Annotated in this window: 21 protein-coding genes, 1 other RNA gene and 2 pseudogenes; 8 read left to right on the top strand and 16 right to left on the bottom strand. The window is 67.8% G+C overall.

Going from position 1 to position 23,777, the window contains the following annotated elements:
• Positions 1-65 precede the first annotated feature (65 nt).
• The 13 genes and pseudogenes from ftsA to AASM09_RS03335 form a co-directional block, all read right to left on the bottom strand.
• Entirely contained in the window at positions 66-1,301 is a 1,236-nt protein-coding gene (gene ftsA, locus AASM09_RS03395) for a cell division protein FtsA (protein WP_005408083.1), read from the bottom strand.
• A gap of 68 nt (positions 1,302-1,369) precedes the next feature.
• Positions 1,370-2,047, bottom strand: a pseudogene (locus AASM09_RS03390) (cell division protein FtsQ/DivIB); the annotation flags it as partial.
• Positions 2,044-3,006: a D-alanine--D-alanine ligase gene (locus AASM09_RS03385; protein WP_049428900.1), complete on the bottom strand. Its 963-nt coding sequence runs from the start codon at positions 3,004-3,006 to the stop codon at positions 2,044-2,046. The pseudogene AASM09_RS03390 and the gene AASM09_RS03385, both read right to left, overlap by 4 nt.
• Positions 3,003-4,439 carry a UDP-N-acetylmuramate--L-alanine ligase gene (gene murC, locus AASM09_RS03380; protein WP_049428901.1) on the bottom strand — a complete coding sequence of 479 codons (1,437 nt, stop codon included), beginning with the start codon at positions 4,437-4,439 and terminating at the stop codon, positions 3,003-3,005. The genes AASM09_RS03385 and murC overlap by 4 nt, the downstream gene beginning before the upstream one ends.
• Before the next feature lie 40 nt (positions 4,440-4,479).
• Positions 4,480-5,565 carry an undecaprenyldiphospho-muramoylpentapeptide beta-N-acetylglucosaminyltransferase gene (gene murG / locus AASM09_RS03375; protein ID WP_049428902.1) on the bottom strand — a complete coding sequence of 362 codons (1,086 nt, stop codon included), beginning with the start codon at positions 5,563-5,565 and terminating at the stop codon, positions 4,480-4,482.
• Positions 5,562-6,881 carry a putative lipid II flippase FtsW gene (gene ftsW / locus AASM09_RS03370; protein ID WP_049428903.1) on the bottom strand — a complete coding sequence of 440 codons (1,320 nt, stop codon included), beginning with the start codon at positions 6,879-6,881 and terminating at the stop codon, positions 5,562-5,564. Before ftsW ends, murG begins: the two co-directional genes overlap by 4 nt.
• A 1-nt stretch (position 6,882) precedes the next feature.
• Entirely contained in the window at positions 6,883-7,968 is a 1,086-nt protein-coding gene (mraY, locus tag AASM09_RS03365; RefSeq protein ID WP_049428904.1) for a phospho-N-acetylmuramoyl-pentapeptide-transferase, read from the bottom strand.
• The gene (locus AASM09_RS03360) at positions 7,958-9,352 is read right to left on the bottom strand and encodes a UDP-N-acetylmuramoyl-tripeptide--D-alanyl-D-alanine ligase (RefSeq protein WP_049428905.1); all 1,395 of its coding nucleotides are present in this window, start codon (positions 9,350-9,352) and stop codon (positions 7,958-7,960) included. The genes mraY and AASM09_RS03360 overlap by 11 nt, the downstream gene beginning before the upstream one ends.
• Positions 9,349-10,857: a UDP-N-acetylmuramoyl-L-alanyl-D-glutamate--2,6-diaminopimelate ligase gene (locus AASM09_RS03355; protein WP_049428906.1), complete on the bottom strand. Its 1,509-nt coding sequence runs from the start codon at positions 10,855-10,857 to the stop codon at positions 9,349-9,351. The genes AASM09_RS03360 and AASM09_RS03355 overlap by 4 nt, the downstream gene beginning before the upstream one ends.
• Positions 10,854-12,698, bottom strand: coding sequence for a peptidoglycan D,D-transpeptidase FtsI family protein (locus AASM09_RS03350; protein ID WP_049428907.1), 1,845 nt, complete (start codon positions 12,696-12,698; stop codon positions 10,854-10,856). Before AASM09_RS03350 ends, AASM09_RS03355 begins: the two co-directional genes overlap by 4 nt.
• Positions 12,695-12,958, bottom strand: coding sequence for a cell division protein FtsL (gene ftsL, locus AASM09_RS03345; RefSeq protein WP_005408074.1), 264 nt, complete (start codon positions 12,956-12,958; stop codon positions 12,695-12,697). Before ftsL ends, AASM09_RS03350 begins: the two co-directional genes overlap by 4 nt.
• Positions 12,955-13,923 (bottom strand): 16S rRNA (cytosine(1402)-N(4))-methyltransferase RsmH, encoded by a 969-nt coding sequence (rsmH, locus tag AASM09_RS03340; protein WP_010481940.1) that lies wholly within the window; start codon positions 13,921-13,923, stop codon positions 12,955-12,957. The genes ftsL and rsmH overlap by 4 nt, the downstream gene beginning before the upstream one ends.
• Before the next feature lie 14 nt (positions 13,924-13,937).
• Positions 13,938-14,339 carry a division/cell wall cluster transcriptional repressor MraZ gene (locus AASM09_RS03335; protein ID WP_008266948.1) on the bottom strand — a complete coding sequence of 134 codons (402 nt, stop codon included), beginning with the start codon at positions 14,337-14,339 and terminating at the stop codon, positions 13,938-13,940.
• Between the two features lie 368 nt (positions 14,340-14,707).
• Between AASM09_RS03335 and AASM09_RS03330 the strand changes: the two genes are divergently transcribed.
• Positions 14,708-15,484: an NRDE family protein gene (locus tag AASM09_RS03330; protein WP_049428922.1), complete on the top strand. Its 777-nt coding sequence runs from the start codon at positions 14,708-14,710 to the stop codon at positions 15,482-15,484.
• A 101-nt stretch (positions 15,485-15,585) separates the two neighbouring features.
• Positions 15,586-16,065, top strand: a complete 480-nt coding sequence (locus AASM09_RS03325) for a DM13 domain-containing protein (protein ID WP_049428908.1) — start codon at positions 15,586-15,588, stop codon at positions 16,063-16,065.
• A gap of 89 nt (positions 16,066-16,154) precedes the next feature.
• Here AASM09_RS03325 and rnpB read toward each other — a convergent pair.
• An RNA gene (gene rnpB / locus AASM09_RS03320) (RNase P RNA component class A) lies at positions 16,155-16,506 on the bottom strand.
• A 13-nt stretch (positions 16,507-16,519) separates the two neighbouring features.
• On the bottom strand, positions 16,520-16,678 hold the full coding sequence (locus AASM09_RS03315) for a hypothetical protein (protein WP_157804763.1): 159 nt from the start codon (positions 16,676-16,678) through the stop codon (positions 16,520-16,522).
• Between AASM09_RS03315 and AASM09_RS03310 the strand changes: the two genes are divergently transcribed.
• Positions 16,677-17,279 carry a type IV toxin-antitoxin system AbiEi family antitoxin domain-containing protein gene (locus AASM09_RS03310; RefSeq protein WP_049428909.1) on the top strand — a complete coding sequence of 201 codons (603 nt, stop codon included), beginning with the start codon at positions 16,677-16,679 and terminating at the stop codon, positions 17,277-17,279. The genes AASM09_RS03315 and AASM09_RS03310 overlap by 2 nt on opposite strands.
• Positions 17,276-18,004: pseudogene (locus AASM09_RS03305) on the top strand (nucleotidyl transferase AbiEii/AbiGii toxin family protein); the annotation flags it as partial. The gene AASM09_RS03310 and the pseudogene AASM09_RS03305, both read left to right, overlap by 4 nt.
• A gap of 263 nt (positions 18,005-18,267) precedes the next feature.
• On the opposite strand, the gene rsmI reads toward AASM09_RS03305, so the two are convergent.
• On the bottom strand, positions 18,268-19,086 hold the full coding sequence (rsmI, locus tag AASM09_RS03300; RefSeq protein ID WP_005408070.1) for a 16S rRNA (cytidine(1402)-2'-O)-methyltransferase: 819 nt from the start codon (positions 19,084-19,086) through the stop codon (positions 18,268-18,270).
• An 81-nt stretch (positions 19,087-19,167) separates the two neighbouring features.
• Between rsmI and AASM09_RS03295 the strand changes: the two genes are divergently transcribed.
• The 4 genes from AASM09_RS03295 to AASM09_RS03280 all read left to right on the top strand — a co-directional run bounded on the left by AASM09_RS03295 (position 19,168) and on the right by AASM09_RS03280 (position 23,348).
• The gene (locus AASM09_RS03295) at positions 19,168-20,889 is read left to right on the top strand and encodes a penicillin-binding protein activator (protein ID WP_049428911.1); all 1,722 of its coding nucleotides are present in this window, start codon (positions 19,168-19,170) and stop codon (positions 20,887-20,889) included.
• The gene (locus AASM09_RS03290) at positions 20,879-21,247 is read left to right on the top strand and encodes a YraN family protein (RefSeq protein WP_180848833.1); all 369 of its coding nucleotides are present in this window, start codon (positions 20,879-20,881) and stop codon (positions 21,245-21,247) included. The genes AASM09_RS03295 and AASM09_RS03290 overlap by 11 nt, the downstream gene beginning before the upstream one ends.
• A 110-nt stretch (positions 21,248-21,357) precedes the next feature.
• On the top strand, positions 21,358-21,966 hold the full coding sequence (locus AASM09_RS03285) for a metal-dependent hydrolase (RefSeq protein ID WP_049428913.1): 609 nt from the start codon (positions 21,358-21,360) through the stop codon (positions 21,964-21,966).
• The gene (locus AASM09_RS03280) at positions 21,963-23,348 is read left to right on the top strand and encodes an FAD-binding oxidoreductase (protein ID WP_049428914.1); all 1,386 of its coding nucleotides are present in this window, start codon (positions 21,963-21,965) and stop codon (positions 23,346-23,348) included. The genes AASM09_RS03285 and AASM09_RS03280 overlap by 4 nt, the downstream gene beginning before the upstream one ends.
• Positions 23,349-23,777: the final 429 nt, after the last annotated feature.

Here is a 23,777-nt window from a genome sequence, read left to right as displayed (position 1 = left end):
TTGCGTTGTGATGCGGGTACTGCGGGTACTGCGACCGGGCCAGGCCCGGGTTTACGGGTTCGGCGTCAGAATTCGCCGCGGAACCAGGTCTTGAGTTTCTTGAACATGCTTCCGGCGCGCCCGGTCGGCAGCGACGGCCGCCGCGGGTGCTCGATCTGGCTGCCCATCAACAGCAGGCCCACGCCGGTGGCATGCACCGGGTTGCCCACCACTTCGCCCAGCCCGGTGACGTGCTGCGGGATGCCCACGCGCACCGGCATCTGCAGCATTTCCTCGGCCAGCTCGACCACGCCTTCCATCTTCGAAGCGCCACCGGTCAGCACCATGCCGGCACGCACCAGTTCCTCGAAGCCGGAGCGGCGCAGTTCGGCCTGCACCATCTCGAAGATTTCCTCGTAACGGCCCTGCACCGCCTGCGCCAGCGAATGGCGCGGCATGCGGCGCGGCGGGCGGTCGCCCACCGACGGCACCTGGATGCTTTCCTCGGCGGTAGCCAGCTGGGCCAGGGCGCAGGCGTAGCGCACCTTGATCTGCTCGGCTTCCGGGGTCGGCGTGCGCAGCATGTGCGCGATGTCGTTGGTCACGTGGTCGCCAGCGATCGGCAGCGAGGCGGTGTGGCAGATCGCGCCCTGCACGAACACGGCGATATCGGTGGTGCCGGCGCCCATGTCGACCAGCACCACGCCCAGCTCGCGCTCGTCGGCGGTCAGCACCGCCACGCTTGAGGCCAGCGAGGACAGCACCAGGTCGTCCACCTGCAGGCCGCAGCGCTGCACGCACTTGCTGATGTTCGCCGCGGCCGACTGTGCGCACACCACCAGGTGCGCATGCACCTCCAGGCGCACGCCGGTCATGCCGACCGGGTTGCGGATGCCTTCCTGCGAGTCGTCCAGCACGTACTCGCGCGGGATCGCATGCAGGATCTTCTGGTCGGCCGGGATCGCCACCGCCTTGGCCGCATCGAGCACGCGATCCAGGTCGCCCCAGGTCACTTCCCCGTCGCGGATCGGCACGATGCCCGGCGAGTTCTTGCACTGCACGTGGTTGCCGGAGATCGAGGCGTACACCGAGCGGATCTCGCAGCCGGCCATCAGCTCGGCTTCTTCCACCGCGCGCTGGATCGACTGCACGGTCGATTCGATGTCCACCACCACGCCGCGCTTCAAACCGCGCGACTCGTGCGAGCCGATGCCGATCACTTCGATCGGGTTGCCCGGCGAATACTCACCCACCAGCGCCACCACCTTGGAGGTGCCGATGTCCAGGCCAACGATCAGCGATTTGTCACCCTTGCGATTCATGTCCTTTCCTGCGTCCTGCTGGCCGGGGTCGCCGGCGTTTTCGCCGGCGTGGCCGGGGTACCCCAGCTCAGCGTGAAACCATTGGTGTAACGGAGGTCGGCGCGCTCGATCGGCGCGTCCTGGCGGTTCAGCTGCGGCAGCACCTTGACGAAGCGCTGCATGCGCGAGCGCGCGTCGTCACGGCCCACCACCACTTCGGTGCCGTTGCTCAGCACCAGCGACCAGCTGCCGCGTGCATCCATCGTCACCCGGCGCACATCGACGCCGGCGGGTGCGAACAATGCACGCGAGTCGCTGTACAGCTTCATCACTTCTTCGGTCTGGCTGTCCGGACCGTCCAGTTCCGGCAGCGCCAGGTCGGCCAGCTTCTTCGGCGTGGGGAACAGCTTGCCCTGCTCGGAGACCAGGCGATCGCTGCCCCAGCGCGCGAATGGCTTGTGCTCGACCAGGGTCACTTCCAGCACATCCGGCCACTGCTTGCGTACCCGCGCGCTTTCCACCCACGGCAGCTTTTCCAGTGCGTCCTGGGCATCCTGCAGCTTGACCGCGAAGAACCCGGCGCGCGCATACGGCAGCAGTACCTGCTGCAGCTGCTCGGCCGGTACACGCTTGAACTCACCATGCACGCGCAGCTTCGCCAGCGGCCAGCGCTCGGCGCCGACCCAGCCATTGACCACGGCCACCACCGGCAGTGCAACCACCGACAGCGCCAACAGCCAGACGAAGATGCGCAGCACCGCGTTCATGCGTGCGAGGCCTCCAGGGTCTGTTCCAGCACGCGCCACACCAGCTCTTCGAAGCTGATGCCGGCCTGGCCGGCCGCCTTGGGTACCAGCGAATGGCTGGTCATGCCCGGCGCGGTGTTCACTTCCAGCAGGAAGAAGCGGCCGCTGCTGCGATCACGCATGACATCCACGCGGCCCCAGCCACGGCAACCGGCAGCGCGGAACGCGGCCAGCGCGATGCGCCGGATTTCTTCTTCGTCCTCACCGTCCAGGCCCGGGCACAGGTACTGGGTGTCCTCGGCGATGTACTTGGCGTTGTAGTCGTACCACTGGCCCTTGGGCACGATGCGGATCGACGGCAGCGCGACGTCGCCGAGGATGGCAACGGTCAGTTCGTCGCCGACCACCATCTGCTCCATCAGCAACTGGCCGTCGTAGCGCGCGGCCAGCGCCACGGCCTCATCCAGACCGGCATCATCGGTCACCCGGCTGATGCCTACGCTTGAACCTTCGTTGGCCGGCTTCACCACCACCGGCAGGCCCAGTTCGGCCGCCAGCCGATGCACGTTGGACGCGTCGACCTTCCGGTACTGCGGGGTCGGCAGGCCCAGCGACAGCCACACCTGCTTGGTGCGGATCTTGTCCATGCTCAGCGCCGAGCCCAGCACGTCCGAACCGGTGTACGGCACGCCGAAGGCGTCCATCAGGCCCTGCACGATGCCGTCCTCACCGCCACCGTTGTGGCCGTGCAGGATGTTGAACACGCGGTCGATGCCGCCAGCGGCCAGCGCCTTGGCCAGCGCCGGGATGCCGTCCACGGCGAACGCATCGATGCCGCGCGACTGCAGCGCTTCCAACACGTTGCGGCCGGAGTCCAACGACACTTCGCGCTCGCTGGAACTGCCGCCCAGCAGCACGGCGACGCGGCCGAACACGGCCGGGTCGGTCACGCGCAGCGGCGGGAAGGTCAGCGTGCTCACGCTTCACCCTCCGCCTTGAAACCTTCCACGGCGATATGGCTCGCGACGGCACCAATATCGCCCGCCCCCATCATCAGCAGCAGGTCACCGTCCTGCAGCACGTCCGGCAGCACGCTGGCCAGTTCGGCAGCCTTGCCCACCACCACCGGCTCGCTGCGGCCGCGCGCGCGGATGGCACGGGCCAGCGCGTGCGAATCGGCACCGGCAATCGGTTCCTCACCGGCCGGGTAGACCTCGCTCAGCACCAGTGCATCGACGCTGGACAGCACGGCGGCGAACTTGTCGAACTGGTCGCGGGTACGGCTGTAGCGGTGCGGCTGGAAGGCCACCACCAGGCGCTTGTCGGCCCAGCCTCCACGGGCGGCGGCGAACACCGCTTCCAGCTCGCTCGGGTGATGACCGTAGTCATCGATGATGCGGACCTTGGCACCGCTGGCGGTGGTTACTTCGCCCAGATCGTTGAAGCGACGGCCGACACCGGCAAATGCTTCCAGCGCGCGTGCGATGGCATCCGGGGCCACGCCCAGCTGCCAGCCCACTGCGGCGGCGGCCAGTGCGTTCAGCACGTTGTGCCTGCCCGGCAGCGCCAGCACCACTTCCTGGCTGGTGCCCTGCGGCAGGCGCAGGGTGAAGCGCATGCGCGAGCCTTCCTGCACCACGTTCTCCGCGCGCACATCCGCCTGCGGGCTCATGCCGTAGCTCATCACGTGGCGCGGGGTCTTGGCGGCCAGTGCGGCCACTTCCGGGTCGTCGATGCACAGCACCGCCAGGCCGTAGAACGGCAGGCGCTGCAGGAACTCGGCGAACGCGGCCTGCACGCGGGCGAAGTCGTTGCCGTAGTTCTCCAGATGATCCGCATCGATGTTGGTGATGATCGACATCAGCGGGTTCAGGCGCAGGAAGCTGCCATCGCTTTCGTCGGCCTCGGCCACCAGCCACTGCCCACCGCCCAGCTTGGCGTTGGCACCGGCGGCCAGCAACTGGCCACCGATCACGAAGGTCGGGTCCAGGCCCCCTTCGCTCAGCACCGCAGCGGTCAGGCTGGTGGTGGTGGTCTTGCCATGGGTACCGGCCACGGCGATGCCACGGCGGAAACGCATCAGCTCGGCCAGCATCGCTGCGCGCGGCATGATCGGAATGCGCTGGCTGCGCGCTTCCATCAGTTCCGGGTTGTCTTCGCGGATGGCGCTGGAGACCACCACGCAGTCGGTGCCCAGCACGTTGGCCGCCGAGTGGCCGCGCATGATGCGCGCACCCAGGCTGGCCAGGCGGCGGGTCGCCACGTTGTCGGCGTTGTCCGAGCCGGACACTTCATAGCCCAGCGTCAGCATCACTTCGGCGATACCGCTCATGCCGGTGCCGCCGATGCCGACGAAATGCACGCGCGGGAATGCGCGCACCAGGTCGTTGGTGTCGTGCAGGCGGCGGATCATGCGCGGCCTCGCGCAGGGCAGGCGCGGTGGCATGCCTTCTTCATACAGCTTCCTCAAGAATGATATCGGCGATGCGCTCGGCGGCATCGACCTTGGCCAGGGCACGCGCGGCTTGCGCCATCTGCATGCGGCGGGCGGGATTTTCGGACAGATCGCGCAGCAGTGCGGCAATGCCGTCGGCCAGCGTTCCGTCCTGCTTCAGCAATACCGCCGCACCGCGCTCGACCAGGTACTCCGCATTGCGGGTCTGGTGATCGTCGACGGCAGCGGGGAATGGCACCAGCACGCTGCCGACACCGACCGCGCACAGCTCGGCCAGCGTGGACGCGCCGGAGCGGCATACGACCAGGTCGGCCCAGGCGAAGGCCTCGGCCATGTCAGCGATGAACGGCGTGATTTCAGCCTGCACGCCGGCCTTGGCATACGCCTCGACCGCCTCGGCATGCATCTTCTCGCCGCTCTGATGGCGCACCTGCACCGGCACGCCGGCGCCCAGCGCGGCAATCGCCTGCGGCACGCCGGCATTGAGTGCACGTGCACCCTGGCTGCCACCCACCACCAGCACGCGCAGCGGGCCGTGGCGGTGGGCGAAGCGTTGTTCCGGCGGTGCGATGGCGGCGATTTCTGCACGCACCGGATTGCCGACGAACTCCTCGCGCGCGGCGAAGGTGCCCGGGAAACCGGTCAGCAGGCGGCGCGCATAGCGCGACAGGATGCGATTGGTCAGGCCCGGTGCGCGGTTCTGCTCATGCACGATCAGCGGCAGGCCATGCAGGCGCGTGGCCATGCCACCGGGGCCGGAGGCAAAGCCACCGAAGGCCACCACTGCACGCGGCTGGCGCTTGCGGATGATCATGCCAGCCGCGCGCAGCGCACGCATCAGCCGCCACGGCGCAGCCAGCAACGCCAGCTTGCCCTTGCCGCGCAGGCCGGTGATGGCCAGCGTGTCGATCGCGATGTCGTGCTGCGGCACCAGGCGGGTTTCCATCGCACCTTCGGCGCCCATCCAGGTCACCGGCACGCCACGCTCGCGCAGCACGCGGGCCACGGCCAGGCCGGGGAAGATATGACCGCCGGTACCTCCGGCCAGGATCATCACCGGGCGGGCGCTGGAAGCGCTGCTCATGACAGCCTCCCGAAGGTCGGTTCGATGCGCGACTGCAGGCGGCTGGTGCCACGCGCAGCGTTCGGCGCAGCGGCAGCCACCGGCTCGGCGCTCATCGGGACGCTTGCGGCCACCGGCGCGGCCGGCTCGTCGCTCGGCTCGGCAGCAACGTCTTCGGCGCCACCGATGCGCACGGCCTGGCGGCGCTCGGCGCGCTTGAGTTCATAGGACACGCGCAGCAGCAGGCCCATCGCGACGCAGGTCATCAGCACCGACGAGCCGCCGGAGGAGATCAACGGCAGGGTGAGGCCCTTGGTCGGCAGGATGCCCAGGTTCACGCCGATCGAAACAAAGGTCTGCATGCTGATCCACAGGCCGATGCCGAAGGCGATGTAGCCGGAGAAGTGGCGCTTCATTTCCACGCAGCGCATGCCCAGCCAGAAGGTGCGGCCGACCAGCAGCGCGTACAGGGCCACGATCACGCAGGTGCCCAGGAAGCCGAATTCCTCGGCGGTGACCGAGAAGATGAAGTCGGTGTGCGCTTCGGGCAGGTAGTACAGCTTCTGCACCGAATTGCCCAGGCCGACGCCGGTCCACTCGCCACGGCCCACGGCCATCAGCGCGTTGGACAGCTGGTAGCCGTCGCCCTGCTGGTCGGCCCACGGGTCCAGGAAGGAGGTGATGCGGCGCATGCGGTACGGCTCGATGATCGCCAGCGCGCTCATGCCGACCAGGCCGATGATCACCGGCATCGACATGCGCGGCATGTTCACCCCGCCCAGCACCAGCATGCCGGCGGTGATCGCCAGCAGCAGGGTGGACGAACCGAAGTCGGGCTGCAGCAGCAGCAGTACCACCAGCGCACCGGCCACGCCCAACGGCTTGAGCATCGCCGGCCAGGTCGCGTTGACCTCGTCGCGGAAACGCACCAGGTAGCTGGACAGCCACACGATGTAGAGCACCTTCACCGCTTCGACCGTCTGGAACTTGGAGATGCCCAGGTTGATCCAGCGGCGCGCACCGTTGACGGTGCTGCCCAGGCCGGGCATGAACACTGCCAGCAGCAGCACGAAGCAGCCCAGCAGCAGCATCTGGTTGTACTGCTCGATGGACTTCAGCTCGGTGCGGGCGGCGATGACCGCCAGCACGATACCCACCGCCAGGAAGATCAGATGGCGGTTGAGGTAGTAGAACGGACTGCTCATCAGCGCGATCGAGCTGGACGCCACCATCACCACGCCCACGCCGGTGAGCGCGATGATCGCGCCCAGCAGCCACTTGTCGTAGCTGCCTTCGATGGCTTCAAGGCGCGTTGCCTGGCGGGACAGGTCGTTCATCTCAGCGCACCTTCAACGTGGCCAGGCCGATCAGCACGAGCACGACGGAGATGATCCAGAAGCGCACGATCACGCGCGGCTCCGGCCAGCCCTTCAGTTCGAAATGGTGGTGGATCGGCGCCATGCGGAACACGCGCTTGCCGGTCAGCTTGAACGAGGCGACCTGGATCATCACCGACAGCGTTTCGATGACGAACACGCCGCCCATGATCACCAGCACCAGTTCCTGGCGGGTGATCACCGCGATCGTGCCCAGCACCGCGCCCAGCGCCAGCGCACCGATGTCGCCCATGAAGACCATGGCCGGATAGGTGTTGAACCAGAGGAAGCCCAGGCCCGCACCGGCAATGGCCGCGCAGATGATGACCAGCTCGCCGGCACCCGGAATCTGCGGGATCTGCAGGTAGTTGGCGAACACCGCGTTGCCCGAGGCATAGGCGAACACGCCCAGCGCGCAGGCCACCAGCACGGTGGGCATGATCGCCAGGCCGTCCAGGCCGTCGGTCAGGTTCACCGCGTTGGAGAAGCCGACGATCCAGAAGTAGGCGATAGCCACGAAGCCGATGCCGGCCAGCGGCAGCGCGATCGACTTGAACATCGGGATGTAGAAGGTCAGCGCTGCCGGTACATCTGCCGTGTAGAACAGGAACAGGCCCGCGGCCAGGCCGAAGATCGACTGCAGCAGGTACTTCCAGCGCGACTTCAGGCCGTTCGGATCGCGACGGACGATCTTGATCCAGTCGTCATACCAGCCGATGGCACCGAAGCACAGCATCACCGCCAGCACCAGCCACACGTAGCGGTTGCGCAGGTCGGCCCACATCAGCACCGACAGGGTGATGGTGAGCAGGATCAGCGAACCGCCCATGGTCGGCGTACCGGCCTTGGAGAAATGGGTCTGCGGACCGTCCTTGCGGATCGGCTGGCCGCCCTTGAACTGGGCAAGCTTGCGGATCATCGCCGGGCCGAGCCACAGCGACAGGAACAGCGCCGTCAACGCGGCAAGGATGGCGCGGAACGTCTGGTAGTTGAACAGCCCGAACAGGCTCTCCAACTGCTGCAACCATCGAGCCAGTTCATACAACATGCGGGGATTCCTCTCCTTGCGCCAGCAGCGCTTTGACGATCAGGTCCATGGCACTGCCACGGGAACCCTTGACCAGGCAGCGCACACCAGCGTGCAACTCATCCTGCAGCGCCTGTGACAGCGCACCATGGGTAGCGAAATGGCGACCACCTTCACCGAAGGCGGCCGCAGCGGCGGCACTGAGCGGACCCAGCGCATACAGCCGCTTCAACCCGGCAGCGCGTGCGCGGATGCCCGCCTGCGCATGCAGCGCCTCGGCATCCGGGCCCAGCTCGCGCATGTCGCCCAGCACCAGCCAGCCCTCTTCCGGGGCGGCGGCCAGGGCATCGATGGCCGCAGCCAGCGAGCCGGGATTGGCGTTGTAGCTGTCATCCACCAGCACCGCGCCGTTGCGCAGCTGATGGGCGATCTGGCGGCCCGGCACCGGCTGCGCTTCGGCCAGGCCGGCGGCAATCAGCGCCAGGTCGACGCCCGCGGCCAGCGCCAGGCTGGCCGCGGCCAGCGCGTTGCTGACGTTGTGGCGGCCCGGCAGGCCGAGCACCACGCGGGCTTCGCCGGCTGGCGAAACCAGGGTGAACTGGCTGCCCTGCGCGCCGGCGCGAATGTCGCGCGCGGTCACGTCGGCGGTATGTTCCAGGCCGTAGCGCAGCACGCGGCAACGCGGCGGGGTGCCGACGAAATGCTGTTCGAACCAGCGGCCGTAGGCATCGTCGACATTGATCACCGCCACGCCATCAGCCGGCAGTGCGGCATAGATTGCCCCCTTGGTCACTGCCACGCCGAGCAGGCTGCCCATGCGTTCCAGGTGTGCCGGGGCGATGTTGTTGACCAGCGCATAGCGCGGGCGGGCGATGTCGGTGAGGTAGGCGATGTCGCCCGGCTTGCCGGCGCCCATCTCGTAGACGGCGTAGTCGGCATCTTCCGGCGCATCGATCACCGCCAGCGGCAGGCCGATCTCGTTGTTGCGGTTGCCCGGGTTGGCGTAGACCACCTTGTGCGCGTGCTGTGCCACCTGCTGCAGGATCGACAGCAGCAGGCTCTTCACGCTGGTCTTGCCGTTGCTGCCGGTGATCGCGAACACCTCGGTGCCGCGGTCACGCTGCATGCCGGTGGCGATCTTCGCCAGCGCCAGTTCGCTGTCAGCCACCAGCACCTGCGGCAGTTCGATGGGCAGCAGGCGCTCGACCAGCAGCGCGCTGGCACCACGGGCCAGCGCGTCGGCAGCGAAATCATGGCCATCGAAACGTTCGCCGCGCAGCGCCACGTACAGGCTGCCCGGGCCAAGGCTGCGGGTGTCATGGCTGACCGCATCGATGGCCACGTCGTCGCCGTGGATCTCGCCGCCGGCCCAATGTGCGATCAGCGAAAGCAGGGTGCGCTTCATGCGGCGCCCTCCCCGGCCTGCGAGCTCAGAACACCGGCCTTGGCAGCCAACGCAGCGGCCGCCACTTCGGTGTCGTCGAAGTCATGGCGCACGCCATTGACCTCCTGGTACGGCTCGTGGCCCTTGCCGGCAATCAGGATGATGTCGCCGGCACCGGCGCGCTTCACCGCCAGGCCGATCGCACGCGCGCGGCTGCGCTGCACGGTCACCGCCTCGGCGTTCTGGAAGCCGGCCAGGATGTCGGCCACGATCACGTCGCCATCCTCGCCACGCGGGTTGTCGTCGGTGACGATGACCTGGTTGGCCAGGCGCTCGGCGATCGCAGCCATCTGCGGACGCTTGCCGGTATCACGCTCGCCACCGCAGCCGAACACGCAGAACAGCGTACCCTGCAGATGGCCGTGCAGGCTGTCCAGCGCCTGTTCCAGCGCGTCCGGGGTATGTGCGTAATCGACCACCACGGTCGGCAGGCCGTCTTCGCCGCCGAGGCGGTTCATGCGGCCACGGATCGGCTGCAGCGCCGACAGCACTTCGGCGATGCGCGGCAGCGGCTGGCCCTGCGCATGCAGGGTACCGGCCACCGCCAGCAGGTTGTCCACGTTGAAGCGGCCCAGCAGCGGCGACTGCACCGCCGCACGCTGGCCGTCGATGACCAGTTCGAACGCAATGCCACGGCCATCCAGCTGCAGCGCCTCGGCGCGCACGCTGGCCTCGCCGGCACCACGCGAGCTCAGGCCGATCGGCTGCACGCCCGCCGGCAGGCCGGCGAACAGCTGGCGGCCGAAGGCGTCGTCCAGGTTGATCACCGCCGCCTTCAGGCCCGGGCGATGGAACAGCCGTGCCTTGGCCGCGCCATAGCTGGCCATGTCGCCGTGGTAGTCCAGATGGTCGCGGGTGAGGTTGGTGAACACCGCCACGTCGTAGTGCACGGCATCCACGCGGCCCTGGTCCAGCGCGTGCGAGCTGACTTCCATCGCCACCGCGCGCGCACCGGCGTCGCGCAGCTGCGCCAGCAGCGCATGCATCTGCAGCACCAGTGGCGTGGTGAAGCCGGTCGGTTCAACCGCACCATAAAGTCCGGCGCCCAGCGTGCCGATACTGCCACTGGGCGTACCGAGCAGGTGCCAGGCCTGGGCCAGCAGCTGCACGGTGGAGGTCTTGCCGTTGGTGCCGGTCACGCCGACCATCGCCATCGCCCGCGACGGTGCGCCATGGAACTGGTCGGCCATTGCGCCCATGCGCGCGCGCAGGCCCGGCACCGCAATCGCATCGGCCGGGGCCGGCAGCTCGGCAGGTGCCGGCGGTTCGAACAGGATGACGCCAGCGCCCGCCGCGCGGGCCTGCTCGACAAAGCCCAGGCCATGTGCGCCGAAACCGGCGATGGCGACGAAGGCATTGCCGGGGCGCACGGCGCGGCTGTCCAGCACCAGGCCGGTCAGAACGGGATCATGGCCCGCCAGGGCCACGTCCGGAAGCAACTGCGAAAGCAACATCGAAGGACTCATTGCGTGCCTCCCGTAGCGGGCGGCGTCTGGGCATGCGCGCTGGGCAGCGCAGCATCGAATTCAGCGGCGGCATCCACCGGCAACGCGGCTTCGGCCGGCGGCGCAGGCAGGATCGAGGCCGAGTGGCCGACCTTGCCGGACTGCTGCGCGGCCAGCCACGACTGCAGGTCGTCCAGCGGCACGTCCATCAGGCGCAGGGTGCCTTCCATCACGTTGTGGTAGACCGGCGCCGACACCAGGCCGCCGTAGAACTTGCCGGCCTGCGGGTCGTTGATGACGATGACGGTGGCGAAGCGCGGGTTGGTGGCCGGCACCACGCCGGCAAACAGCGCGTTGTAGTGGCCGCGCTCGTAGCCGCCGGGGCCGGTCTTGCGCGCGGTACCGGTCTTGCCGGCCACGCGGTAACCCAGCACCGCTGCCTGCTTGGCGCCACCCTGGGTAACCACCGTTTCCATCATCGCCACCACCTGCCTGGCGACGTTCTCGTCGATGATCTGATGCGCTTCGTTGCGCTGGCCCTTGACAAAGGTCGGCGCGATCAACTTGCCGCCATTGGCCAGCGCCGAGTAGGCGGTGGCGATCTGCAGCGGCGTCACGTTCAGGCCGTAGCCGTAGGACATGGTGGTCTTGGTGGCACCGTCCCAGTTGGCCGGGCGCCGCACCACGCCACCGGATTCACCCGGGAAGCCGCTGTGCGGCACCGAGCCGTAGCCGAAGCGGCGCACGCCGTCGTAGAACACCTGGTCCGGCATCTTCGCCGCAACCTTGGCCGCGCCGATGTTGGAACTGCGGGTGATCACGCCGGTCACGTTCAGCACGCCGTTGTTGCGTGGCACGTCGCGGATGGTGAAGCGGGCTACCTGCATGTAACCCGGGTTGGTATCGATGATGGTGTCCTTGGTCACCGCACCGGCCTGCAGCGCGGTGGCGATGGTCAGCGGCTTCATCGTCGAACCCGGCTCGACCAGGTCGGTCACCGCACGGTTGCGGCGCGCATCGGGCAGCGCGCCGGTCAGCGAATTCGGGTTGTAGGTCGGCAGGTTGACCATGGCCAGGATCTCGCCGGTGGTCACGTCCATGATCACCATCGAACCGCCGGCCGCCTTGTTGGCCACCAGCGCGTTGCGCAGTTCCTTGAACGCCAGGTACTGGATGCGGCGGTCGATGCTGAGGGTCAGGTCCTTACCCGGTTCAGCAGCGCGCAGCAGATCGCTTTCGACGGTCTCGCCCTTGCGATTGCGGATGACCCGCTTGGCGCCGGCCTTGCCGCGCAGCCATTCGTCGAACGCCAGCTCAAGGCCTTCCTGGCCGCGGTCGTCGATGTTGGTGAAGCCCAGCACGTGCGCCATCGCCTCACCCTGTGGGTAGAAGCGGCGGAACTCGCGCTGCGCGGCCACGCCCGGAATCTTCAGCGCGACCACCTTCTCTGCCTCGTCCGGATTGATCCGGCGACGCAGGTACATGAATTCCTTGTCCGACTTCTGCGACAGGCGGCTGCTCAGCTCATCCACCGACATGCCGACCGCCTGGGCCAGCTCCGGAATGCGCTCGGGCGAACGCAGCAGGTCCTGCGGGTTGACCCAGATCGACGCGACCGGGGTGGACACCGCCAGCGGCTCGCCGTTGCGGTCGGTGATCATCCCGCGCGAGGTCTTGATCGGCAGCTCGCGCAGGTAACGGGCCTCGCCCTGGCGCTGGTAGAAGTCGCTGTTGATGATCTGCACGTAGGCGGCACGACCGACCAGCGACACCGAGCACAGGCCAAGCGCCAGCGCGACCCAGCGCAGGCGCTGGCGCAGGTTGAAGGCGTTGCGCGGGCGGTTGCGGCCGGTCTTGCTCATGGCCGCACCACCACGATGTCCCCTGCTTCGGGGAACTTCATGCCGAGCTTTTCGCGGGCGATGCGATCGACGCGGTTGGCTTCGGCCAGCGTGGCCTGTTCCAGCTGCAGGCGGCCGAATTCCAGGTTGATGTCATCGCGCTTGCGTTCGGCGCGCGACAGCTCGATGAACGTCTGCCGATGACGGTGACGCACGAACACGACGCCGATCGCCGAGGCCACGGTCGAGGCCAACAGGATGATCAGCAGCAGCCGGCTCATGCGTCGGCCTCCCGCTTCTGGGCCACGCGCAGCACGGCGCTGCGGGCGCGCGGGTTGGCGGCCAGTTCCTCGTCGGTGGCCTTGATGGCACCGCCGATCAGGTCCAGCGTCGGCACGAACGCGACCGCCTCGGGCAGGCGGCGGTTGGCCGGCGGCGCCTTGGCCAGGCGGTTCATGTACTGCTTGACGATGCGGTCTTCCAGCGAATGGAAGCTGATCACCGCCAGGCGGCCACCGGGCTTGAGCCGCTCCACCGCCGCATCGAGGCCGGCTTCCAGATCGGCCAGCTCGCGGTTGATGTGGATGCGGATGGCCTGGAAGCTGCGCGTGGCCGGATGGATCTTGTCCTTGCCACGTGGCATCACCGAGGCGATCAGCTCGGCCAGCTCGGCAGTACGGGTGAACGGCTGCTTCTCGCGGCGCGCCACGATGGCACGCGCGATGCGGCGGCTCTGGCGTTCTTCGCCATAGGTCCACAGCACGTCAGCGATCTCGCGGTCTTCCACGCGGTTGATCCACTGCGCGGCGCTTTCGCCGCTGTCCGGGTCCATGCGCATGTCCAGCGGGCCGTCCTTGCCGAAGCTGAAGCCACGTTCGGCCACGTCCAGCTGCGGCGACGACACGCCCAGGTCGAAGAGCACGCCGTCCAGGCCTTCAGCCGTCGCATCCCACTGCAGCAGCTGGGCGAAGCTGCCACGGAAGATGGACACGCGCGGGTCCGGCGCGAAATCGCGCTCGGCAACGGCGATGGCTTCCGGATCCTTGTCCATGACCAGCAGGCGCCCCTCGGGACCGAGCTGGGTGAGCACGCCACGTGCATGACCGCCACGACCGAACGTGCCATCCAGATAACGTCCGTTTTCGATCACCCTCAGGCCTTCGATGACCTGGGTGTACAGGACCGGCAGGTGCACCGCCGGCGACTGCGACACCGGAAGGTGACCGGCCTGCGCTTCTGGGCGCATCCGGGCACCCCGGCTCACAACTTCAGGTCGAGCAACCCATCACCCAGATCCTCGTCAGACAACGTCTGCTGGATCAGGGCCCGATGCGCCTGCTCGCTCCACAATTCGAACTTGTCGCCCATACCGAGCAATACCGCCTTCTTCTCAATGCCCACCGCACCGCGGTGGCTGGCGGGGATGCTGATGCGACCGTTGCCGTCCAGCTCCAGATGGGCGGCCGAGCCGACCAGCTTCTGCTGCAACAGGCGTACGACGCGCTGGGTGTTGGGCTTGGACATGACGTCGTCGCGGACCCGCTCCCATTCCGACTCTGCATACAGCCACAGGCAGCCGGCTTCGAACGGGTTGTAAGTCAGCACGAGACGGTTGTTGCTGGCGCGCGCGACGAGGTCGCGGTAAGCGGTGGGAACCGCCATGCGCCCTTTATCGTCAACTGTGATGGCCGTCTCGCCCTGGAACACGACGCGTGCACCTATCCTTCGCCCGGTGAAACATTGAACCACGAAAACCCACAAAACACCCGGATTTCCCTCTGATGCCCACCTTAGCAGCGGCCGAAGGGTTGTCAACAACTTTTCAGCGGGGAAATCGCCAGCCGCATCAATGGCTTGCAACAACCTTTAGAGAATTGTTCAAGGCTTATCCACAAGTTGCTGATCCGTCTCAATTTTTGAGATTGAACGGAAGTTCAGGGCTGTGGACAGGGCGTGAAACATCTCCCGCGCATTCATCCGGAACCGGGCGGAAACGCCGCCGGACTGCGCAAACGATGCACAATGAGGCCATGTGCCTGCTCGCTCTTGGCTGGATGCACCACCCGCGCTGGCGGCTGGTGATGACCGGCAACCGTGATGAGTTCCACGCCCGCCCGACCGCCGCGCTGGCCCCCTGGCAGGATGAGACCTCCGTCATCGGGGGGCGCGACCTGCGCTCCGGCGGTGGCTGGGCCGGCGTTGGTGCCGGCGGCCGCATGGCCGTGGTCACCAATGTCCGCGATCCGCTGGCCGCACAGACCGGCCCGTCCCGGGGGGCGCTGGTGGCCGACTTCCTGCGCGGCCGCGACCCGGCCGCCGTGCATATCGACCGGCTGGCCATCGTGGCGGGCGCATATGCGCCCTTCAACCTGCTGCTGGCCGATGGCGACAGCCTGGAGTACCTGGGCAACCACCCGGCCGAACGCCAGCGCCTGGGCCCCGGCGTGCACGGCATGTCCAACGGCGCACTGGACGCGCCGTGGCCGAAGACCCGCCGGCTGATGGCTGCGCTTTCCGCCTGGCTGAAGGAAGACGGGGTCAGATCCCTTTCCCAAGAGGAAAGGGATCTGACCCCGCTCTGGAATGCTCTGGCCGATGAACACCGCCCGGCCGACAGCGACCTGCCCGACACCGGCATCGGCCTGGAGCGCGAGCGCTGGCTGAGCCCGGCCTTCATCCGTGGCGACGACTACGGCACCCGCGCCAGCACGGTGCTGTTGATCGACGCCCATGGCCACGGCCAGATCCACGAGCGCCGCTTCGGCCCGCAGGGTGTCGCCCTCGGCCAGAGCCAGGTCGATTTCTGAGCCTGTACCTGTTTTCTGTGTCTATAAATGTCTGCACGCACGTCACACGATGACCCGGCGCGATCCTGCCGCGCGCCCCACCGATCCACAGGGAGTCATCGATGCGCCGTGTCTTCGTACTTGCCGTCACCCACCTGCTCGCCCTCGGCCTGGGCTTCGGCCTGGGCATCTACCTGCTGCCGATCCTGATCGCCCCAGACGACCCGCCGGTCGCGCAGGTGCAGGCGGCGATGGGCGACGCCCGTTACCACACCACCTTCCGTCGCGACCTCAAGGGCAGCGACGCCGTGCACTGGGCCGACGGCAAGGTCAGTGTCAGCGCGCGCCAGGTCGCGTTCGACGGCAAGATGGGCCCGGGGCCGGACTACAAGGTCTACCTGGTGCGCGACTTCGTCGACAACAAGGCCGACTTCCTGAAGATCAAGGCGCAGGCCCAGCGCATCGGCGAGGTGAAGACCTTCAACCGGTTCCTGGTGGAGGTGCCTGAGAGCGTCAACGTGGACGACTACACCACCGTGGTTGTGTGGTGCGAAAGGTTCGAGCAGTTCATTTCCGCAGGGCAGTACCGCACGCCGGGTTGAACAACATCCCAAGCATCTGGGCGGAGAGCAGCCGAGCATGGCTCGGCTCTACTGTAGAGCCGAGCCATGCTCGGCTTACCGTAAGAAAGAGGCGGAGCCGGCCGATAAGCCGGGTTCTGTCGTGGACAGTCATTCCTCTAGGCGTTACGTCACCGCAACGCTCAAGCAACCTACCCGGATCCAACGCGGGCCGCGCCAAAGGATCCCTATTTGGTCTTGCTCCAGGTGGGGTTTGCCGTGCCGGTCTGTTGCCAGACTCGCGGTGCGCTCTTACCGCACCATTTCACCCTTACCGGCCTTCCGAAGAAGACGTAGGCGGTATCTTTCTGTTGCACTTTCCGTCGGCTTGCGCCGCCCAGGCGTTACCTGGCACCTTGCCCTATGGAGCCCGGACTTTCCTCGGCACCCCCGAAGGGATGACGCGACTGTCTGGCCGGCTCCGCCAGCGCGCATTCTAGCGCACGCGGGTGGTTCCTGCCGCGTTGATCGCGGCGCGTCGTTCATCCATCCACGCGTGGCGTGGATCTACCTCGCCGGAAATGGCCCGGCACCAGATGTTCCATTTTGCCGGTTGATATTGAAAACAACCTGCATTATGGAACAATGCCGCCATGGGAAATGCTGAGGCCAGGGCACGAAAGCTACTGCAGCGCGCAGGCACGCTGCGCGCGCGCGAACTGGTGGCTGCCGGAATCGCCCGTGCGCAACTGGCGCGCCTGGTCGACGCCGGCGCACTCATCCGGATGTCCCGCGGCGTCTACGCATTGCCAGGAAAAGCCCGCGGCGACACCGACGATGGACTGCGGATCATTGCCGAACGCCTGCCGCACCCCCGTCTGTGTCTGTTGAGTGCGCTGCGCCTACATGGGCTGACCACCCAGGCGCCGTTCGAGATCTGGGCAGCCATTGGCAACAGTGACCGCGCGCCCCGCATCGACTGGCCGCCGCTCCGGGTGGTCCGCATGTCGCCAACGACACTCAATGCAGGACTGGAAGAACGCCGCGTGGGCACGCGCTGCATCTACGTCAGCAACGTTGCCAAAACCGTCGCCGACTGCTTCAAGTACCGCAATCTCGTTGGCCTCGATGTCGCTATCGAGGCGTTGCGTGACGCGCTTCGCAGCCGCGCCACGACCCCAAACGCACTGATGGAGTATGCGCGGATCTGCCGCGTTGCCAGACTGATGAGACCGTACCTCGATGCCCTGGCGTGACCCACTCCCTGCCGCTCCCCCAGCGCGTTGCTTCCATCCGGCAACGGCTGCTCGATCTCGCACGCAGCCGCAACGAAGACTTCCAGTTCGTGCTGGACAGATTCGCCGTTGAACGCCTGCTCTACCGGCTCTCGACCTCATCCTTCCGCGACCAGTTCCTGCTGAAGGGCGCCCTGCTGTTCGTGGCCTGGTTCGATGCACCACACCGGCCCACACGGGATGCCGATTTCCTCAGATTCGGCAGTGCTGAGCCCGACCATCTTCTGGACATCGCACGCGCGCTCTGTGCAATGGCAAGCGACGACGGCCTGCGTTTCGATCCAGCCAGCATCACCATCGAAGCTACCCGCGAAGACGCTGCATATGAGGGGCTGCGCCTGCGCCTGATCGCCTATTTGGGCCGAGCGCGCTGCCATGTGCAGTGGGATGTGGGGTTTGGCGACGCGGTCACCGCCCCACCTCCGGAAATTGCCTATCCGGTGATGCTGGATGGCTTTCCGCCACCTTGCCTGCGCGTCTACCCACGCGAGACGGTGTTCGCCGAAAAGCTGGAGGCCATTGCCGCCCTCGGCATTGCCAACAGCAGGATGAAAGACTTCTTCGACCTGCTGGCACTGGCGCGCGAGGACGCCATGGATCGCCCCGGCCTTGCAGCCGCCATTGCTGCGACCTTTGACCGACGCGGCACCCCTGCACCGACGCCGCTGCCGTACGGGCTGACCCAGGCGTTCGCCAGGGATGCCCAGAAGCGGGCTCAGTGGCGCGCGTTCCTGCGCAGGAATCGCCTGCGTGCCCCTGAGCTTTCCTCCGTGGTTGCCGAGATTGCCATTATCTGCGTGCCCTGGACGGCATCGCACCGGGCTGAGGCCGGACGGCGCACCCCGGGGTGCGGATCCGGGTGGGGTTCATTCATCCACGCATGGCGTGGATCTACCGATGCCGCGCCGATTCCGCCTTGGTGGGTGCGGACCTTGGTCCGCACGATCCATCAACTCCCGTACAACGCCTTGCGCGGCGCACCGGTCAACTCGGCCGCCAGCTTCGCCGCGGTCGACGGCGGCAGATGCTCGCTCAGCTTGGCGTACACACGGCGGCCATGCGCCAGTTGCGCTTCCTCATCATCGCCGGCGCCCTGCACCATCACCACGAACTCGCCCTTGCGCTGGTTCTCGTCGGCTTCCACCTTGGCCAGCAGGCCGGCCAGGTCGCCATCAAGCACGGTCTCGAACAGCTTGGTCAGCTCGCGTGCCAGCACCGCCGGGCGCTCGCCGCCGAAGATCGCCGCCATGTCCGCCAGCGATTCGGCGATGCGGTGCGAGGATTCGTAGAACACCATCGTGCGCACTTCGCCGGCCAGCGCCTGCAGGCGGTCGCGGCGGCCGCTGGCCTTGGCCGGCAGGAAGCCTTCGAAGCTGAAGCGATCGCTGGGCAGACCGGCCACGCTCAGCGCGGCGATGGCAGCGCAGGCCCCGGGAATCGGGCTGACCTTGATGCCAGCCGCACGGGCAGCACGCACCAGGCGGAAGCCGGGGTCGCTGACCAGCGGGGTGCCCGCATCGCTCACCAGCGCCAGCGACTCACCCGCCTGCAGGCGCGACACCAGGCGCTGCGACAGGGCCTCTTCATTGTGTTCGTGCAGGGCCACCAGCGGCTGCTGGATGCCGAAATGGGACAGCAGCTGGCCGCTGCGGCGGGTGTCCTCGGCACAGATGGCCGCCACCGAGCGCAGCACCTCCTGCGCGCGCGGGCTCAGATCGGCCAGGTTGCCGATCGGGGTGGCGACGACGTACAGGGTTGGGACACTCATTTCAGCGGTACTCACGGGGCAAGGGTAGAATCGTAGCGTGTACCCGGCCAAGGCCGCTGCCCTCATCGCATGGACCCGATCATGAACAAGCCCGCCGCACGGATCTCCGCCCTGTCGTTGTCGCTGATGCTGCTGGCCGGCTGTGCCACCACCAGCCTGACCAGCGCGCCCGAATCGCCGGCCCAGAGCCAGGCGCTGGCGCTGATCGAACAGGGCAAGCCGCGCGACGCCGCACTGCAGCTGGAAGGCCTGGCCGCCACCCTGCGCGGCGGTGCCCGCGCCAACGCCCTGGCCGATGCAGCCTGGGCCTGGAACCTGGCCGGCGACAGCGCCCGCGCGCGCAGCCTGCTGGGCCAGCTCACCGCCCGCCAGCTGACCGGCGCCAGCCTGCAGCGCTACCAGCTGACCGGCGCCGAGCTGGCACTGGCCGACAAGCAGCCGGCACAGGCCCTGGCCCTGCTGAAGGACAGTGGCGACAACGTACTGCCGGCCCTGCGCACGCGCTGGCACCTGGCCCGCGCCACTGCCCTGCAGGGCACCGGCGATGCCTTCGGTGCCGCCACCGAGCGCGCACGCGCCCACGCCAGCCTGACCGGCAGCGCACGCAGCGAGAACCAGGCCGCCATTGCCGGCCTGCTCGGTACGCTTGACGATGCCACCCTGCGCAGCCGTGCCGCCGCCCTGCCGGCCAACGACCCGTTGTACAACTTCGCCGGCCGCGCGCTGATCGCGCGTGGCCTGCCTCTGCCGCGCCCGTTCGACCGCGACGGCGCCGCCCAGTTCGATACCAGCAAGCGCCCGCCGGCCATGAGCGACGGTTACCGTCCGCCGGCCAAGCTGGCCGTGCTGCTGCCGCTCAGCGGCCGCCTGGCCACCGCCGCGCAGCCGGTGCGCGATGGCCTGCTGGCCGCCTACTACGGCGAGACCCGCCGCCGCCCGGACATCAACTTCATCGACACCGCCGGTACCCCGGCCGGTGCGCTGGCCGCGTATGACAAGGCCGTCGCCTCCGGTGCCGACTTCGTGGTCGGCCCGCTGGGCCGCGACGAAGTGGACGCCGTGTACGGCCGCCAGCAGCTGCAGGTGCCGGTGCTGGCCCTGAACCGTGGCAAGGATGCGCCGCCAGCCGGCAGCGCCGGCTTCTCGCTGGCACCGGAAGACGACGGCATCGTCGCTGCCGAGTACCTGCGTGGCCGCGAGCGCGGCAAGGCGCTGGTGATCAACAGTGCCGACGACACCGGCCGCCGTGCCGCTGCGGCCTTCGCCCAGCGCTTCGCCCAGCGTGGCGGCCAGGTGGTGGCCACCGTCGGCGTCAGCGACGCGGTTGGCGATGTCGGCGCGCAGGTGCGCAATGCCGGCCAGGTCGATGCCGTGTTCCTCGCCGTGCGCGCCCCGCAGGCCCGCCTGCTGGCGCCGCAGCTGGCGCTGGCAGGTGCCGGTGTCGCCACCCGCGTCGGCACCTCGCAGCTGACCGTCGGTAGCGGCAAGGTGGAAGAAGACGTGGCGCTGGACGGCATCGTCTACCCGAACGAAGCCTGGAACGTGCGCAGCGTGTCCGGCCTGCCCTCGGCCAGCCAGGTGGCCAGCACCCTGCCCAGCGCACGCGGTGCCGCCGGCCGCCTGTTCGCCTTCGGCGCCGATGCCTGGAAGATCACCGCCTACCTGGACAAGCTGTCCAACGAAGGCGGCCTGGACGGCGCCACCGGCACCCTGTTCCTGGACAGCAACGGCAACATCCTGCGCCAGCCGGCCTGGTCCACCTTCAATGGCGGCCGGCCGATGCCGATCGTCGGTGGTCGCTGAGCGCAGCCAACGGGGCTCGGCGGTGGAAGCCGCCGCCGAGCAGCATCTGCAACAGGCCGGACTGCAGCCGCGTGCGCGCAACGTGCGTTATCGCGGCGGTGAACTGGACCTGGTGATGGACGATGCCGGCACCGTGGTGTTCGTGGAAGTGCGTTACCGCGCGCGATCCGACTTCGGTGGCGGCGCTGCCTCGGTGGACGTGCGCAAGTGTCGACGCCTGGCCCATGCCGCGTTGTTGTATCTGCAGGACAACCCTGCACTGGCCAATGCGCCCTGTCGTTTCGACGTGGTGGAAGCCACGGGTGAACCGCCGCAGTTGCATTGGCTGCGGGATGCGTTCCGGTTGGATGATTGCTGATGGGTACCGTCCGCTTTGGTAGAGGCCAACCTTGGTCGGTGCTTCTGTGCCAACCAAGGTTGGCACCTGCCAGCGCGCAACCTGGCCGGCACGACCATGGTGCGTGACTGATGCCGTCCATCATCACCCATGCCGCTGTGCCGCTGGCGCTGTGGTGCGCCGCCGATCGTGGCCGCATTCCTGCGTGGCTGCTGGCTGCCGGTGTGGTCGCCGCGATGCTGCCCGATGCCGATGTACTGGCCTTTGCACTGCACATTCCCTATGCCGATGCGTTCGGCCATCGCGGTGCAAGCCATTCGTTGTTGTTTGCCGGGGTTCTGGCGGTGTTGGCCGCGGTGTGGGCGTTCTTTGGTAGCGGCCGACCTTGGTCGGCGGTTTCGTGCCAACCAAGGTTGGCACCTACCACGGCGCGGCCAACGGTGGCGTCCACCGTGCAGGCGGCGGCATTCGTCTTCATCTGCGCCGCCAGCCATCCCCTGCTCGACGCCATGACCTCCGGCGGCCTTGGCGTTGCCCTGGCCTGGCCGTGGAGCGAACACCGCTTCTTCGCCCCGTGGCGGCCGATCCGCGTTTCACCGTTCGCCCCGCAGTTCTTCAGCGCGCGCGGCATCGCCACCCTTCTCTCTGAACTGCGCTGGGTGTGGCTGCCGCTGGCCGGCGCCGTTGTTGCCTGGAAACTGATCCAACCCGCCCCTGCTGTCCCGCGAGATCCGTCATGAGTACTGCCCTGCCCGCTGCCCTGGTTGCCGAACTGTCTGCCCTGCTGGGCGCGGAGGGCTGGCGCATGGATGACAACGCGCTGGAGGCGAACGCGCAGGACAACTCGTGGCGCCACCAGCGCCCCGCTGCCGTCGCGCTGCCCGCCAGCATCGAACAGGTACAGGCACTGGTGCGCGCCTGCCGTGCACATCGCGTGGCGCTGATCGCGCGCGGCGCGGGCACCGGCACCACCGGTGCTGCGGTGCCATTGCCCGGCAGCATCGTGCTGTCGTTCACTCGCATGGATCGCATCATCGACATCCGTGCCGGTGATCGCTGCGCCGTGGTGCAGCCGGGTGCGTTGAACGGAACCCTGCAGCAGGCACTGGCGCCGCACGGCCTGTTCTGGGCGCCGGACCCGTCCAGCGCGGAGATCTGCAGCGTGGGCGGCAACCTGGCCTGCAACGCCGGTGGCCCGCGCGCGGTGAAGTACGGCACCAGCCGCGACAACGTGCTGGGCCTGGTGGCAGTGACCGGCACCGGCGAGGTGATCCGCTGCGGCGGCGCCTACACCAAGGATTCCACCGGCTACGACCTCACCCACCTGCTGGTGGGCAGCGAAGGCACACTGGCGCTGATCGTGGAAGCCACCCTCAAGCTCACCCCGCTGCCGGTCAGCCAGGCCGGCCTGCGCGTGCTGTACCGCGATGCCGATGCGGCCGCCGCCGCGGTGTCACGCCTGATGTCGCAGCCAGTGGTGCCCACGCGACTGGAATTCATGGACGCCCGCAGCCTGGAGCTGCTGCGCCTCAACGGTGCCGAAGTACCCGAGGCTGGCGCGATGCTGCTCGTGGAAGCCGATGGCGACCACGACACCCTGCCCTACCTGCTGCAGGCACTGGCCAGCGCCGCCGAGGGCGACGGCATGATCGAGCTGGACGTGGCGATGGAAGGCCGCGCACGCGACCAGCTGTGGGCCGCACGCAAGGCGCTGTCGCCGGCACTGCGCACCGTGGCACCCGGCAAGATCAATGAAGACGTGGTGGTGCCGGTGTCGCGCATTCCGGAACTGGTGGCCGGCGTGCAGGCATTGGCACGCGACTACACGCTCACCATCGTCACCTTCGGTCATGCCGGCAACGGCAACCTGCACGTCAACATCCTCTACCACCCGAACGATGCCGACGAGAACGCACGCGCGCATGCCGCGCTGCCGAAGATCTTCGAACTGACGCTGTCGCTGGGCGGCACGCTCTCTGGCGAACACGGCATTGGCTTGGCCAAGCGCGATTTCATGGCGCAGGCGTTCAGCCCGGCCACGCTGGCGGCGATGCGCGCGATCAAGTCCGCGCTGGACCCGGATGGGATTCTCAACCCGGGCAAGGTGCTGCCGCCGGTGTGAGGCCAACAGTTGCACCCACCGCGCTGTAGAGCCGAGCCCATGCTCGGCTGCTCTCCGTTCTGATCACGATGCACCCGCGCTTCGCGCAGTAAGCCGAGCATCGGCTCGGCTCTACAAGGGGCTTCCGCGCAGCCTCCATTGCACGTTCCGCCTTCTGTAGAGCCGAGCCATGCTCGGCTGCTTTCCGGTCAGATCACGAAGAACGCTGCGCTTCGCGCTGTGAGCCGAGCATCGGCTCGGCTCCACAAGGACGCTGCGCGAATGCTGACGCATTCGCCTCACAATGCGCGACCACACTGCGCCTGCATGCAGATTGCAACAATTTTGAATTTGAAACTTTCCTCATTGGTACAGCAGCACCTACGTGCGCAAGATGTAGATGCCACCGACGACGGGTGGCACGGGCTTCCAATCCCGTTTGATTAGTGT

The sequence above is a fragment of the Stenotrophomonas maltophilia genome (assembly GCF_039555535.1).
GTDB lineage: Bacteria > Pseudomonadota > Gammaproteobacteria > Xanthomonadales > Xanthomonadaceae > Stenotrophomonas > Stenotrophomonas maltophilia_Q.
Note: the sequence above shows the minus strand (reverse complement) of the source record. Positions and strands in the feature narration are given on the sequence as shown.